Here is a 14,549-nt window from a genome sequence, read left to right as displayed (position 1 = left end):
GCCAACCACCAAAAGGGGACAGCATATGCGTTTTGACGCCGGGACCATTATCAAGCTCGTGATATACAGCTTCCTTGTCGGCGCGTTGCTCTACTGGCTCGGGTGGAGCCCGGGGGATGTTTACGGCTGGACCGCCAACCGCGCGGCTGATGCCTGGTCGTGGCTCGTGGGCAGCGGCCTTGAGTATATCCTTTTGGGCGCCACCATCGTTGTGCCGGTTTATTTCCTTATGCACCTCAAGAACCGGCGCCGTGACAGATGAGCAAGTTTTTCAACACCGAGACCCATGACGAAGAAGACACACGCCTCCAAGCCCCGGCAACCGCGCGTAACCGGGGTTTTATTCTCGAACTTCTTGAGGCTTGCCTCCCGCGCGAGGGCACCCTTCTTGAAATTGCCTCAGGCACGGGAGAACATGCCGCATATATGGCACCGAAGCTTGCCCCCCTGCTGTGGCAGCCCAGCGATATCGATGATCGGCACCTCGCCAGTATCGACGCCTGGCGGCACCATACAGGCGCCGAGAACATCCTGCCCACGCGACGTTTCAATGTGCTTGAAGACCGGTGGAACTTCACCGACCTGCCAGCGCCCCTGTCGGCAATCGCCGCCATCAACCTGATCCACATTGCGCCGTGGGACGTTGCTGTCAGCCTGATGAAAGGCGCGGGCGAAAGCTTGCCTGCAGGCGGTATCCTGTACCTCTATGGCCCTTACAAGCGGCAGGGTAAACATACCGCGCCCTCAAATGCCGCCTTTGACCTGTCGCTGAAGCGCAGAAACCCTGACTGGGGTGTGCGTGACATGGAAGCGGTAACCGAACTTGCCGGATCCGCCGGTTTCCGGGCACCCGACATCGTCAGCATGCCCGCCAATAATTTTTCGCTGATTTTCAAAAAAGGCTGAACAGCACCCTGAGCTGGCGCCCCTCGCTTCTCTCCAACCATTGTTACATGAAATGTTATGGTATTACGTGCCAGCGCATCAGATGAACGGTTCAGCGCAAATCCGTTGTATGTCTTCCGGCATAAGCCTGTTTTCGACCGGAAGGAAGACACGTCTGTGACAATGATGGGGGATATCATGAAAAAAATTGCTGCGCTCGCGATTGCGCTGCTGTCGCCGTTCGTTTCTGCCACGGCAGGCGAGGCACGACCGTATGAAATGCCGAGAACAGAGGTTATCCCTATCAAGGACAGCAACACCGGCGGGCAGTATGAGCTATATATCAAACTGCCGGAAGACTATGCTAAAGACGCCAATATCAAACACCCTGTCGTCTATACGACCGATGGGGCCTGGCACATGGAGGTCCTGTCCGGCGCCGCCGAATACGTGCTGCCAAATGCCATTGTTGTTGCCATCTCGTGGCAAAAGGAGTCTGCGGAGGATTTTGACGGCGACACCCGGCCTTTCCTCAGCCGGTTTCGGGACTACACAATCCTGCCAAGATCAAACCCGGAGCAGCAGGCAAAATATAAGGCAGGGCAAGCGGCAAGCCACCTTGCCTTTATTCGGGATGACGTGATCAACTATGTCGAGGCCAACTATCAGACCAATCCAGCGGAACGCATCTACTTCGGTTTCTCGCTGGGGGGCGCATTTGGCTCCTATATCCTTTTTGATAAGCCAGACACCTTCAAACATTATGTGCTTGGCAGCCCAGCCTTCAGCGCGGAGACTTTGAGGTTTGTTCAAGGTCAGGCGGCCCAGCGGCAAGCTGAGGAGGGGGCGCTGGACGCCAATGTCTATGTCACTGTGGGTGAAAAGGAAACCGATGCCATACCCAGAATCCGCGCGTTCATGACAACGCTGGAACGCCTTAAGGGCGCAGGTCTCCACGTGCACAATCTTGAGATTATAGAACGGTCAGGCCATTCGGAGGCTTTTCCGGCAACGGCTATAGGCAGTTTCAAATGGCTGTCCGAATTAACGGCTAAACCAGAAACTGATATTAGAGGAAGGTAAGATGATAAAACGCTTCACTTTATCCGTTGCCCTGTTGATTGCGTCGGCGTCAGCAAGCACAAGCATCCAGGCCAGCGATGCACTTTCGGGCCTCAAAGGCCCTTATCTGGGGCAAACACCGCCCGGCAACACGCCTGAACCCTTTGCGCCCGGCATTGTGGTGACAGACGGGTGGGAATATGGCCTCAGCTTCGCGCCCGGCATGAAAGAAGCCTATTTCCTGCGCGCCAACCCGGAAACCGGCGATCATGAACTGGTCCTTCTCACAGAGAAGAAGGATGGCTGGCACAAAAGGGTGGTATCGCCCCGGCCGGGACAGCCGGTCTTCTCCCCCGACGGCAAGACCATGCATCTGGGGCGGCGCTATAAGGAGCGCACGGCGGACGGCTGGTCAGACGTGAAGATGCTGGAAGCCCCCTTTGATGAATTCCTGATCATGCGGATGTCATCATCCCGGCACGGCACCCTGTATTTCGATACCTATGATGAAAACAATGACGCTTTCCCCCTTCGCTATTCCAGGCTGGTGGATGGTGAGCGCCAGGCCCCAAAGGCCCTGGGCGCAAACATCAACACCGGCACCTATATGGCCCACCCCTTCATCGCGCCTGACGAGAGCTATCTGATCTGGGATGCCAAACGGGAAGACGGCCACGGCGATTCTGATATTTACATCAGCTACCGGCAAGCCGACGGTACATGGGGCGAGGCCATCAACCTGGGTGACAAGATCAACACAAGCGCATGGGAAGCCGCCGCAGGCGTATCGCCGGACGGCAAATATCTGTTCTTCAACAGGAACATGAAGCCCGGCACTTATGACAATGTGGATATCTTCTGGGTCGACGCCAGCTTTATCGAAGACCTGAGACCAAAACAATAAACACCGATTAAGGGGGAACATGATGAAGCGTTTTTCAGCGCGAAAGGTGCTGCTGCTAGCCTCATTGGCTATCACCGGCGCAAGCCATGCGGGGGACGAGCTGTCCGCGCTCAAAGGCCCCTATCTCGGGCAAACACCGCCGGGTATGACCGCAAAACCTTTTGCGCCCGGTATTGTGAACACAGAAACCTGGGGGGATGCGGGCGGCTTTTCACTCGATATGAATGAATTTTATGTGGGTCGTTGGCGGCACTCCCGCGACGTGCCAGAACCTGAAAATGTCATATTTAAAAGAGTGGGTAATGGTTGGCAGAAAGTCGCCATGCCAGAAGGCACGCGCAGGCCTTTCCCGTCGCCAGACGGCAAGACCCTCTATTACCGCGCCAAGTATCAGGAGCGCACAGCAGACGGCTGGTCAGAAATGAAAAGCCTTGGCCCCGCCTTTGAAGCCATCCAGATCATGGGCCTGACAGCCTCGAGGAACGGCACCTTGGTTCTCGATGAGCGAGGCAGCCGGGAAGGCGACGGCATCCTTCGCACCTCACGGCTGGTGGGCGGCAAACGGGAAGACCCGAAACCGCTGCCCAAAGAGATCAACACCGGCACATGGAATGCCCACCCCTTTATCGCAGCAGATGAAAGCTACATCATGTGGGACGGCGAGCGAGCGAGCGGTTTCGGCAGTAGTGACCTTTACATCAGCTTCCAGCAGCCAGACGGCTCGTGGGGGGACGCGATTAACATGGGCAACAAGGTCAACACCGACACAGAGGAAGGTGGCCCGCAGATCACGCCTGACGGGAAATATCTCTTCTTCAACCGCATGGTGCCAAAAGCCGACGGCGATGGCGAACGCCAATCAGACCTCTATTGGATCGATGCGAAAATCATCGAAGACCTCAGGCCCAAGGATTAGGACAGGGTATAAGCACGGTTGCTATAGCGCATATGGTTGGAGACAAATGGTCGCATTGCAGTATGCGCTCAGTGTCGTTAGGTTATCTATATTATACACTCGATGGTGCAATTGCGGACACCATATGAATATGGACAAACCAGCCTACTCGTACCGAGTTGATGAAACTGTGCCGGACTTTGCCGACACTGGTCCCTGCACCGTTATGGACGCGCACTGTTCTCTTTGTGCCCGAGGCGCAAAGTGGATTGCCCACAACGATCATAAAAAAGAATTCCGCATCATCCCGCTACAATCCATACTTGGGAATGCATTGATGGTGCATTATGGCCTCAATCCTGAGGACCCCAGCTCCTGGCTTTTTATCGAGAGCGGGCGCGCATACTCGTCGTTGGAAGCCTTTGTTAAGGTTGCCACGCGGCTTGGAGGTGTCTGGAAGATATTTTGCATCCTGCGAATAATACCAAAGCACGTGCAGGACTATTTATATCGAGCGATTGCTCAAAACCGATACCGGATATTCGGCAGGGCAGACCTATGCAACATACCAGACCCCGAAGTCAGAAAGCGGATACTCACTTGAAGATACTCATATTGGGCGGTTATGGGGTTTTTGGCGGTCGGCTCGCATCGCTTTTGTCAGACATCGTAGATGCCGAAATTTTAATCTGTGGCCGAGATGGCACCAAAGCATCAGAGTTCTGCCGAAGATACCACGGCAAAGCCAAAGTCACGGCTGTAGAAATGTCGCGAACTGACATCACCACAGCCATCAAAGTACACCAACCAAACATCGTTGTTGATGCTTCCGGACCTTTTCAAGACTATGGTGATAACCCTTATGTCGTGGTCAAAGCCTGTATCGAAGCTCGTGTAAATTACCTTGATTTCGCAGACGCTGCGGACTTCGTTTTCGGTATTTCACAGTTTGATCAACAGGCCCAAGCCGCGGGCGTGTTTATACTCTCTGGCGTGAGCAGTTTCCCGGTCCTCACGGCTGCCGTATTGCGTGAAATGTCAAAAGACATGGCAATTCAGTCCGTAACCGGCGGTATCGCTCCCTCTCCATACGCGGGCATAGGTTTAAATGTCATGCGCGCGGTCGTCGGCTACGCGGGAGCGCCCGTAAAGATAATGCGTCAAGGCAAACAGACCCACGCAAAGGGTTTGACGGAAAGCCTGCGTTTTACCATCGCACCGCCAGGCCACCTTCCCCTGCGAAACTTACACTTTTCATTGGTTGATGTACCAGATTTGCAAGTGCTTCCTCCTGAGCATGAAAGTCTCTCAGACATTTGGATGGGGGCCGCTCCTGTTCCGGAAACTCTACACCGTATCTTGAACCTGCTCGCAAAGACCCGGGCAAGCCTTCATCTGCCATCCTTCGTTATGTTTTCGCCTCTCTTCTACTGGGTTTTAAACTTAGCCAAATTTGGTGAACACAGAGGAGGCATGTTTGTAAAAGCGACAGGGGTCAAAAACGGCAAACTGGTTGAGAAATCCTGGCACCTGCTTGCAGAAGGCGATGATGGGCCGTTCATTCCCTCAATGGCAATTGAAGCTATCATTCGCAAGGCCATGGAAGGTGCAACCCCTGCACATGGCGCCAGACCAGCAACCAAAGCACTTGATCTAGCCGACTACCGGAAACTGTTTGAGAACAGATCGATCTTTACCGGGTTTCGCAACCCGGAGGAGATGGATGGGCCACTTTATCAGCAGATATTGGGGACCGCTTTTAGGGCGCTGCCAGGACAATTGCAGGCCCTGCATAGCGTAAAGGGAGAAAAAGTGTGGGAAGGTCAGGCGCAAGTATCACGGGGCAAAAATCCGTTTGCAACGCTTCTGGCGCGCCTCTTCGGTTTCCCAACCGACGCAAAGGAAACCAAGGTCACCGTGAAATTTCTTTCCACCGAGCAAGGAGAACGCTGGGAGAGAAATTTTGGAGGTCGATCATTCTCCAGTTCCCAAACTTTGGGTTCCGGAAGAAATACAGGATTGTTGGTTGAACGATTTGGTATCATTTCAGTCGCCTTGGCAACCGTCGTCAAAGACAATCAACTCCATCTTGTTCCAAGGCGTTGGCAGGCACTGGGTATCCCCTTACCGCGCCTACTTCTGCCATCCGGTGAAAGTTTCGAGTATGAACGAGACGGCGTGTTCAGGTTTAACGTTTCAATTAGGGCTCCAATGCTTGGACTAATTGTACACTATCACGGATGGCTTAAAGAACGTGATGGCTCAAGTGACTAATGTTTAACGATGAGATGACGGAACGAGGCTTCAATAAAGCTCGTTCTTGAAGTTCTCGACCACAGCGTCCAGGTCACGGATGGGCATATCAAGCTTCATATGGTCGCGGAACATCTCACCCGCGCTCGGGAGCGCTGAACGGTCCGGCCAGCAGTCCGGCTCCCACAGGCGCGAGCGCAGGAACGCTTTTGAACAGTGCAGGAAAGCGGTTTCCACGCGCACCCGAATGACGGAAAGCGGCTTCTTGAGGCCGGTTTCAAATCGGGCGCGCAGGGCTTCGTCGGTGATGATCTCAGCCGTGCCCAGAATGCGCAGGGTCTCCCCCACATTGGGGATAAGGAAAATAAGGCTGACGCTGGGGTTAATGAGGATGTTTTTAAGCGAATCGAGCCGCCTGTTGCCGGGCCAGTCAGGCAGCAGGAGGATGTTATCTCCCTCCACCTGCACGCTGCCGGGCGCATCGCCGCGCGGGGTAACGTCTACCTTCGTGTCGCTTGCCGTGGCCATGAGGAAAAAGGGGGAAAGCTCAATGAAGCGTTTGCAGTGCTTATCAAGCGCAGGCAGTTCCTTATCAAGCCCCTTTTCACTTGGCACACCATAGTGGGCCTCAAGCGCTTTGACGCTCTCAAGTTTCCCTTCGGCCATCTCTTCCACTCCTATACGGCGGAAGCTTTCCGGCCCGCGTCCGCGCTGTCGTTGGCTTGAGTGCCGGCGCCCATATCGAAATGCTTGGAATAACGGCTGGCGATACGTTCCACCGGCAACAGGATAAACACATCCGTGGTGCCAAACTGTTTGTCCACCACCGCACCATCGCCAATAAAACAACCGATGCGCAGGTAGCCTTTGATCAGTGGCGGCAGGGCGCGGCGGGCGCGTTTTACATCAACCTCGTCGGCCGGCATGGTGTTCATGTTGATGAACTGGCCACCCAGCGCTTTCACGTGGAAATCATCTGCTACCAGATGGTTGTGATAAAGATAGGCCAGCGCTTCCTTGAACGCGTCCGGGTTCGTGCCTTCAAAAGACGCACAACCGAACATATAGGCGATGTTGTGTTCCTTGAGATACTCGGAAATGCCCTTCCAAAGCATGTTGATGGTTGAATTTGCCCGGTAATCCTTATGCACGCATGACCGGCCAAGCTCCAGAAGCTGGCGGCCTTCGCCCATCTGCTGGCGGAAGGCTTTTGAGTTCATCGGCGTCAGGTCAAACTCGCCGCCGGAATAAAACCCATTGTGCGCATCGGCGATTTCCTGGCGCAAGAGCCGGTAGGTGCCCACAACACGTTTGCCCTTCTTGCGGTTATGATCGATCACCAGCAGGTGGTCACATACGGCATCGTAAGGGTCAATATCGCGCTTGGTCATACGCATGCGCCAGTCGGGCTTGGCCTGCATTTCTTCATAGAAGATTTTATAGCGTAGCTTTTGCGCCCATTTTATTTCCTTGAAGGACCGCGCCAGACGAACCTCAAGGCTGCCTTGCCGCACATAAGACGGGGCGCCAGCCAATGCCTGCGCGGCGGCGACCCGGGGGCGAATGAGAGCATATTTTTTCATAAGGCAATCCTAATAGGCGCGCAGCGTGGCGATATTGTTACAAGCACTTGAACAATCCGTGACATGGGTCATATGTCGGCCTTCCCGCCGCCATCTGCAAGGGTACCCGTTCCGACATCCTTTTTCCAGAGGATCAGAAGCAGGATCAGCCCCGGTATGGCCACCGCCGTCGCATAGAGGAAAAACTCGACCCAGCCTACCGCTTCGGCAACAAAGCCGCTTGGGGCACCGAGGATCGTGCGGGCCTGATTGGTGAATAGCCACCCCCGGCGCTGGCCGAAAAAACGCGTGACCGGTCCCAGAGGTAGCCGGTCGATCGCGGGGGACCACAGAAATTTCCATGTGTAGAAGGTAGTGATAAGGGCAAAAAGGCCGACATCCGACTTGCTCACGCTCTCGCGTGACAGCCAGATACCCAGAAGCGAGATAACGAAGGTCAGCGGAAAACCGCTCGACATACCAAGCCCGAAGGTGGCGACGATGCGGCGGTCGCGGTAGGGCTCAAGCGCGGCCCAGATATCTTTCGCTTTCGACACAGCTTATGCCCCAGCCTGTACGCGCGCAGCGTCCACCACGACCCAAAGCCCTTCAGCCTTGGCGACAAGGGTGCCGTCCGCGTCAAACACTGCGGTACCGCAGCGGCGTTTCCGGCCCGAGGCGCCCATGTCCCAGCCGATTACCGTTGCGTCACCTTCGGCCTTCAGCGGTTTGATGATCTGCGCGGTCAGGCGGGCCAGCAACGCTGCCTCACCGGCCGCGCAGGCAAAATAACCGGGACAATCTAGCGCAGCCCACAGCATCACGTCAGACACATTGCCGTCAGCTGCCGCATAGTTTTCATCGAGCAGCCATTTGGCGGCGACCATACCGGGCACGCCCTCAACCACCCGTGCGTGGATGCACAGCCCGTCCGGGTGCGTGCGTTCGTGGCCGCATACAAAACAGGTTTCAAACGGCTCAAACTTTTTCGGCCTTCCCGGCGCGTCCACAGGGTTGACGCCAAGCGTCAGCGGAGTCGGGAGGGCGGGTACCTCAAGATCAAGCGTTGCAGGTTTTGCCACACCCAGTACCGCATCCCCCTGCATCAGCACGCTGCCGTCTCCCGACCTTGAAAGCACAAGATCCACATCCAGAGGCGGCGGTGCCTTCAGGCTGGCTTCCGCCGGGCCGTCAATCAGGCTGGCGAGCAAGCCGCATGTATAACCGCCGTTGCCGCTGGTCGGTGGGCCCTTGAAGCGCGATGCGATCGTTACCGTCTGCTGCATGATATCCTCCCCGTCTGTTTTGCCTTTAGGCCTAAGTAAGGGGGAAAATGCGTCGCGTGCAAGGCAATCATGCATCTCTCTTGCCATTGGCCCGTGTTTGGCTTTGCGTTCAGGCGCGCTTGGCGCTATGAAGCGCCATGATGACAAATCCAGAAAACCCGAAAAACCAGGACACGCCGAAAAACGCCCGCGAGGCTGCTGTGCGTACCCTGATGGCCGTCACGCTCAAGAACCGTCCGTTTGACGTGGCGCTTGATGACATCACCGGCGGGCTTGACGCCCGCGACCGCGCCTTTGTGATGCAGCTTGTGATGCTGTGCCTCAGGCGCCTTGGTTCCTTACGCGCCCTGATGCGGGACCTGATCGACCGCGGCCTGCCGCGTAACGCGACATGGACGGATGCCGCGCTACTGACCGGTCTTGCGCAGATCCTGTTCATGCGCACCGCAGACCATGCCGCAGTCAATGAAACCGTGACGATGGTCAAGAATTTGTCCGGCAAGGAACGCGGATTTGCCGGGCTTGTGAACGCGGTCTTGCGGCGCGCGGTGCGTGAACGCGATGCACTGGTGGCAAAACTGGATGCCATGCCTGAAGCAGACCTGCCGGACTGGCTGCAAAAAAGCTGGTCCAAAGCCTATGGCGCGGCATCTATGAAAGATATTGCACGTTGCCTGCAAAGTGCACCGCCACTTGACATCACCCTGAAGGCCGGGGAAGACGCTGCGGCGTGGGCGGCAAGCCTTGAGGCCACCATTATGCCAAACGGGTCCCTACGCCGCGCACTGTCGGACGTATCGGCCCTTCCGGGCTACGCCGACGGTACATGGTGGGTGCAGGATATGGCCGCCAGCCTGCCCGCCATGCTTCTGGGAGATATTAGCGGCAAACATGTGCTGGACATGTGCGCAGCGCCCGGCGGCAAAACCATGCAACTGGCTTCCATGGGGGCTGTCGTGACAGCCATAGACCGCAATAAAAACCGCATGGGTCGCCTGCACGCCAACCTCGCACGCACTGGCCTGAAAGCCAACGTACACGTGGCAGACGCCGCCGCCTTCATGCCCCGAAAACCGGCGGATCACATCCTTCTGGATGCCCCGTGTTCAGCCACCGGCACCCTGCGCCGCAACCCGGATGTCATCTGGACCAAGGCGCCCGAAGATGTGGACAAGCTGACAGCCCTGCAGGCCCGCATGCTTGACCACGCCTTCAACCTGTTGCCCACCGGCGGCACATTGGTTTATTGCGTTTGCTCGCTTGAACGCGCGGAGGGCGAGGACCAGATCACCGCATTCCTTGGCCGCCATAAAAACGCCAAACGCGTGGCTATTACTGCACCGGAACTTGGCGGCATGGGTGAGCTTGTCACACAAGACGGCGACATGCGCTGCCTGCCGTCCATGCGGGCGGCGGAAGGCGGCATGGACGGTTTTTACGCTGCCCGAATTGCGAAGGAATAAACGGCCTGAATTGTGCGGCAAAAGCACGCCCCAACCCTTGCGGGCACAGGGCCAAACTGATATGGAAACGCCATGAAAAAGCCTCTCAGAATTGCCCCTTCCATCCTGTCGGCGGATTTTGCCCGTCTGGGTGAAGAAGTCAGAGCCGTTGACGCCGCAGGCGCCGATTATATCCACATTGACGTGATGGACGGCCATTTTGTGCCCAACATCACCATCGGGCCCGATGTGGTTAAGGCGCTAAGGCCGCACAGCGACAAAGTGTTTGACGTTCATCTGATGATCGAACCGGTCGACCCCTATATCGAGGCTTTTGCCAATGCTGGCGCAGACATCATCACCGCTCATGTGGAAGCGGGCCCGCACACCCACCGCACGCTTCAGGCCATCAAGGCCGCAGGCGCCAAGGCCGGCGTGTCGCTGAACCCCGGCACGCCGGAAAGCACAATCGACTATCTTTATGAAGAGCTAGACCTTATCCTTGTGATGTCGGTCAACCCCGGTTTCGGCGGGCAAAGCTTTATCGAAAGCCAGCTCAGGAAAATCGAAGCCATTCGCAAGCGCATTGATACGCTCGGGCTGGAGATCGACCTTGAGGTAGACGGCGGCGTAAACGCATCGACCATCCGGTCGGTCGTAGACGCAGGCGCAGATGTTGTTGTAGCGGGCAGCGCCACTTTCAAAGGTGGCCCGGACATGTATGCCGCCAACATCAAGGCGCTCAGGGTTTAACTATACTGCTGTTGACAGAGTGCAACACCAAAGGATAGGGAGCAGGCGGCGATGAACGCGGCCTTTGATCAGATCGCCGAATATTCGGCCCGGACGCCCCTGTCGCGTTCTACGCTGAGGCGCGACCAGCGCTCTCATTTTGTGCTTCACCTTGTGACACGTGCCGGACGGCAACTGCGCGAGTGGGGTTATTCCACCGCGCTCTACACCTACCGTCTCCGGGGTCGGCACCCCGGACAGCTGCTCGGCAGTCCCGATGACCCGGCCCCCGGCAACGCAACCCTTGGCTCTGCCATCTTTGGCGGTGACATGCTGCACAATGGTGAGCAACATGTGATCAAGGAAGATTTCTGGTTGCGCATGGAAAGTGCCAGCCCAACTTTCCGCCACTATGCCCACAGTTTCCACTGGTTGCAGGACCTGGCACAGGTGGGCGATCAGGTCAAAGCGCGCGACGCGGCGGAGACAATGCTGTCATGGTGGCTACCTTATGGCGAGGATTGGTACAAGGACGTGTGGGACGCCGAAACCTTGGCGCGCCGCCTTATCAACTGGCTGACCCACGCGCCGCTTATTCTCTCAAGCGAGGATCTGGTCTATCGCTCAAAGGTGCTGACAAGTTTTGCCCGGCAAACCCGCCATCTGATGCGCGTGTGGCGCGATGCGCCAGCGGGCCTGCCGCGCATCTATACCACAAGTGCGCTGACCCTGTGCGGTCTGCTGCTGCCGGGCGGCGCAGGCTGGCTGAACCGCGGCAGCGCGGAACTCGAGCGTGCGCTTGCGAATTTTATTTTACCAGACGGCGGGTCCGCCAGCCGCAACACCGCCGACGCCATCCGAACCATGCAACTGCTCATTCTGGTGCGCGGCGCCTATCAGGACCGCGGCGATGACCTGCCCGCTTGGGTGCTCACAACCCTTGACCGCATGGCACCTTTCATCCGCGCCATGCGCCACGGCGACGGCTGCTTCGCGCAGTTCGGCGGTGTCACAGCCGAAGGCGGCAACGGCACCAATGCCATTCTCGCCGCGAGCGACGCCAAGGGCAAGGCCATTGAAAATGCTGCACACACGGGCTTCCAGCGGTTAGTTGCGGGCAAGGCCTGCCTGATCATGGACGCCGGGCCACCGCCTCCGCAAGCATACGCCACCCGCGCACATGCCAGCACAGGGGCGGTAGAATTTTCTTGCGGACAGGAACGCCTGATCGTCAGTGTCGGCCCAGCGTCAAAACGCGGGCCGATGCCAAGTCTGGCCACGCTTGCCCGCACCACTGCCGCCCATTCCGCACTTGTGATCGGCGACCGCAATTCCACACGCCTGATGGAAGACGGACGGCTGGGTGCCGGTGTTAGCGAAACGCTCACGGTTCGGGAAACCACAGAAGAAGGCCAGCGCCTGCGCGTGACCCATGACGGGTATCTCAAACGTTTTGGCGTCAAGCACGAACGGTTGATTGAAATACCGGCAGACGGCAGCCGCATCAAGGGCAGCGACCGGCTGTTTGGGCCAAAGATAAAAAAACTTGTCGGGCAGGATGTAGTGCTGCGCTTTCACCTGCACCCGCAGGTGCGCGCCATGAAGGCGCCAGACGGTCGTGTCACCTTGGAAACACGGTCCGGCAAGACATGGATTTTTGATGCAGACGGCGGCAAGACCGAGATTGAGGACAGCCTGTACCTGAGCCGTCCCGACCGGCCGGAAGCCACGAAACAGATTGTTGTCACCCTTGCACCAAGCGGGGGCAATGATGGGAGCGAGCAGCCCATATGCAATTGGGTTTTGAGTGAAATGGACCTCTGACACACCCGGCCTGATGGGTGGCCCGGTGTCAGGAGTGGTTTAATATTAGAGGCGACCAGTACTTATGGATAAAGTAACAATTAAACGCGCCCTTTTGTCGGTATCTGACAAAACCGGGCTGGTGGAGCTGGCGCGGGCGCTGGCGGACAAGGGTGTTGAACTGCTTTCAACGGGTGGCTCGGCCAAGGCCATCCGCGACGCGGGCCTGCCGGTTAAGGAAGTGGCCGACCACACCGGCTTCCCGGAAATGATGGACGGGCGCGTGAAAACGCTGCACCCCAAAATTCACGGCGGCCTGTTGGCGCTGAGGGACAACAAAGACCACATCAAAGCGATGAAAGACCATGATATCGGCGCCATCGACCTTGTGGCCATCAACCTGTACCCGTTTGAAGCCACCGTTGCCTCAGGTGCGGATTTTAAAACCTGTATCGAGAATATCGACATCGGCGGCCCGGCCATGGTGCGCTCGGCGGCCAAGAATCATGGCTTTGTCACCATTGTGACCGATCCTTCAGACTATGCCACTGTCATCGCCGAGATCAGCGAGACCGGCGGCACCACGCTTGAGACCCGCCGCCGCCTTGCCGCCAAGGCCTATAGCCGCACCGGTTCCTATGACGCCGCCATCGCCCAGTGGTTTGCCGCACAAAACGGCGAAACCTTCCCCGACCGCCTGCCGTTCGCGGGCGAAAAAGTGCAGGAATGCCGCTATGGAGAAAACCCGCATCAGGTTGCCGCTTTCTATAAAAACGCAGAAAACCGCCCGGGTATCGCCACCGCCGTGCAGCATCAGGGCAAGGAACTTTCCTACAACAACCTCAACGATACCGATGCCGCCTTTGAACTGGTGAGCGAGTTTGACCAAAGCGTTCCAACGGTCGCCATCATCAAACACGCCAACCCATGTGGTGTGGCAATGGGCGCAAGCCTTTTGGACGCCTACAACAAGGCTCTGAAATGTGACCCGGTTTCCGCTTTTGGCGGCATTGTGGCGCTCAATGGCCGTCTCGACGCTGACACGGCCAAGGAGATCATCAAGGTATTCACCGAAGTGATCATCGCGCCTGAGGTCACAGATGAGGCCAAAGAGATTATTGGCGCCAAGAAAAACCTGCGCCTGCTGACCACAGGCGGCCTTGCGCTGCCAACACAGGCAGCCAAAATGATCAAGTCCGTCGCGGGTGGCTATCTGGTGCAGAACCGCGACACCGGCCGTGTGACGCTGGATGACCTGAAGGTGGTCACCAAGCGCGCGCCCACAGACACAGAACTGAAAGACATGCTGTTCGCCTTCCAGGTGGGCAAACATGTGAAATCAAACGCGATCGTTTACGTGCGCGACGGCATGACCGTGGGCATCGGCGCCGGGCAGATGAACCGCCGCGACAGCAGCCGCATCGCCGCCATACGCGCCGGTGAAGCGGCTGAGATGGCAGGGGACGCAGAAAGCCTTGCCAAGGGTTCGGTTGTCGCGTCTGACGCCTTCTTCCCCTTCGCGGACGGCCTTCTGGCCGCGGCTGAGGCAGGTGCCACCGCCGTCATCCAGCCGGGCGGATCCATGCGTGACGATGAAGTGATCACCGCCGCAGACGAGGCCGGGCTTGCCATGGTATTCACCGGCATGCGCCACTTCCGCCACTAGCACACGCACACCAATTGACGGAAAAGCCGGGGCATCTGCTCCGGCTTTTTTTATGGGCC

The 14,549-nt window shown here is 57.3% G+C and carries 15 protein-coding genes; 11 read left to right on the top strand and 4 right to left on the bottom strand.

Translation table 11 applies throughout. From position 1 onward, the window contains the following. Positions 1-25 precede the first annotated feature (25 nt). The 7 genes from ACN0VM_RS02305 to ACN0VM_RS02275 all read left to right on the top strand — a co-directional run bounded on the left by ACN0VM_RS02305 (position 26) and on the right by ACN0VM_RS02275 (position 6,020). Positions 26-262, top strand: coding sequence for a DUF6460 domain-containing protein (locus ACN0VM_RS02305; protein ID WP_417449212.1), 237 nt, complete (start codon positions 26-28; stop codon positions 260-262). Continuing rightward, positions 259-906 carry a DUF938 domain-containing protein gene (locus tag ACN0VM_RS02300; protein ID WP_417449211.1) on the top strand — a complete coding sequence of 216 codons (648 nt, stop codon included), beginning with the start codon at positions 259-261 and terminating at the stop codon, positions 904-906. The genes ACN0VM_RS02305 and ACN0VM_RS02300 overlap by 4 nt, the downstream gene beginning before the upstream one ends. Positions 907-1,083: 177 nt before the next feature. Then, positions 1,084-1,968 (top strand): alpha/beta hydrolase, encoded by an 885-nt coding sequence (locus ACN0VM_RS02295; RefSeq protein WP_417449210.1) that lies wholly within the window; start codon positions 1,084-1,086, stop codon positions 1,966-1,968. Position 1,969: 1 nt separating this feature from the next. Then, complete coding sequence (locus tag ACN0VM_RS02290) at positions 1,970-2,851, top strand: hypothetical protein (RefSeq protein ID WP_417449209.1); 882 nt, start codon at positions 1,970-1,972, stop codon at positions 2,849-2,851. 19 nt (positions 2,852-2,870) lie between these two features. Continuing rightward, on the top strand, positions 2,871-3,767 hold the full coding sequence (locus tag ACN0VM_RS02285) for a hypothetical protein (RefSeq protein WP_417449208.1): 897 nt from the start codon (positions 2,871-2,873) through the stop codon (positions 3,765-3,767). Next, positions 3,697-4,350: a thiol-disulfide oxidoreductase DCC family protein gene (locus tag ACN0VM_RS02280; RefSeq protein ID WP_417449207.1), complete on the top strand. Its 654-nt coding sequence runs from the start codon at positions 3,697-3,699 to the stop codon at positions 4,348-4,350. Before ACN0VM_RS02285 ends, ACN0VM_RS02280 begins: the two co-directional genes overlap by 71 nt. Then, positions 4,347-6,020, top strand: coding sequence for a DUF4166 domain-containing protein (locus ACN0VM_RS02275; protein ID WP_417449206.1), 1,674 nt, complete (start codon positions 4,347-4,349; stop codon positions 6,018-6,020). The genes ACN0VM_RS02280 and ACN0VM_RS02275 overlap by 4 nt, the downstream gene beginning before the upstream one ends. 30 nt (positions 6,021-6,050) lie before the next feature. On the opposite strand, the gene ACN0VM_RS02270 is transcribed toward ACN0VM_RS02275, so the two are convergent. From ACN0VM_RS02270 to ACN0VM_RS02255, 4 genes are all read right to left on the bottom strand, one after another. Then, positions 6,051-6,665, bottom strand: a complete 615-nt coding sequence (locus ACN0VM_RS02270; RefSeq protein ID WP_417449205.1) for an MSMEG_1061 family FMN-dependent PPOX-type flavoprotein — start codon at positions 6,663-6,665, stop codon at positions 6,051-6,053. 11 nt (positions 6,666-6,676) lie between these two features. Further along, a complete protein-coding gene (locus ACN0VM_RS02265; RefSeq protein ID WP_417449204.1) occupies positions 6,677-7,582 on the bottom strand; it encodes a GNAT family N-acetyltransferase in 906 nt (301 codons plus the stop codon). A gap of 68 nt (positions 7,583-7,650) precedes the next feature. After that, positions 7,651-8,118, bottom strand: a complete 468-nt coding sequence (locus tag ACN0VM_RS02260; RefSeq protein ID WP_417449203.1) for a hypothetical protein — start codon at positions 8,116-8,118, stop codon at positions 7,651-7,653. 3 nt (positions 8,119-8,121) lie between these two features. Beyond that, positions 8,122-8,847, bottom strand: a complete 726-nt coding sequence (locus tag ACN0VM_RS02255) for a PaaI family thioesterase (protein WP_417449202.1) — start codon at positions 8,845-8,847, stop codon at positions 8,122-8,124. 137 nt (positions 8,848-8,984) lie between these two features. Here ACN0VM_RS02255 and ACN0VM_RS02250 point away from each other — a divergent pair, with 137 nt between their 5' ends. The 4 genes from ACN0VM_RS02250 to purH all read left to right on the top strand — a co-directional run bounded on the left by ACN0VM_RS02250 (position 8,985) and on the right by purH (position 14,490). Further along, complete coding sequence (locus ACN0VM_RS02250; protein ID WP_417449201.1) at positions 8,985-10,310, top strand: RsmB/NOP family class I SAM-dependent RNA methyltransferase; 1,326 nt, start codon at positions 8,985-8,987, stop codon at positions 10,308-10,310. Between the two features lie 72 nt (positions 10,311-10,382). Continuing rightward, complete coding sequence (rpe, locus tag ACN0VM_RS02245) at positions 10,383-11,042, top strand: ribulose-phosphate 3-epimerase (RefSeq protein ID WP_417449200.1); 660 nt, start codon at positions 10,383-10,385, stop codon at positions 11,040-11,042. A gap of 51 nt (positions 11,043-11,093) precedes the next feature. Then, on the top strand, positions 11,094-12,845 hold the full coding sequence (locus ACN0VM_RS02240; protein ID WP_417449199.1) for a heparinase II/III family protein: 1,752 nt from the start codon (positions 11,094-11,096) through the stop codon (positions 12,843-12,845). Positions 12,846-12,909: 64 nt separating this feature from the next. Next, positions 12,910-14,490: a bifunctional phosphoribosylaminoimidazolecarboxamide formyltransferase/IMP cyclohydrolase gene (gene purH, locus ACN0VM_RS02235; RefSeq protein WP_417449198.1), complete on the top strand. Its 1,581-nt coding sequence runs from the start codon at positions 12,910-12,912 to the stop codon at positions 14,488-14,490. Positions 14,491-14,549: the final 59 nt, after the last annotated feature.

Source organism: Kordiimonas sp. (assembly GCF_048260245.1).
Lineage (GTDB): Bacteria > Pseudomonadota > Alphaproteobacteria > Sphingomonadales > Kordiimonadaceae > Kordiimonas.
The sequence above is the reverse complement of the archived record's forward strand: the minus strand, read 5'-3'. Positions and strand labels throughout refer to the sequence as shown.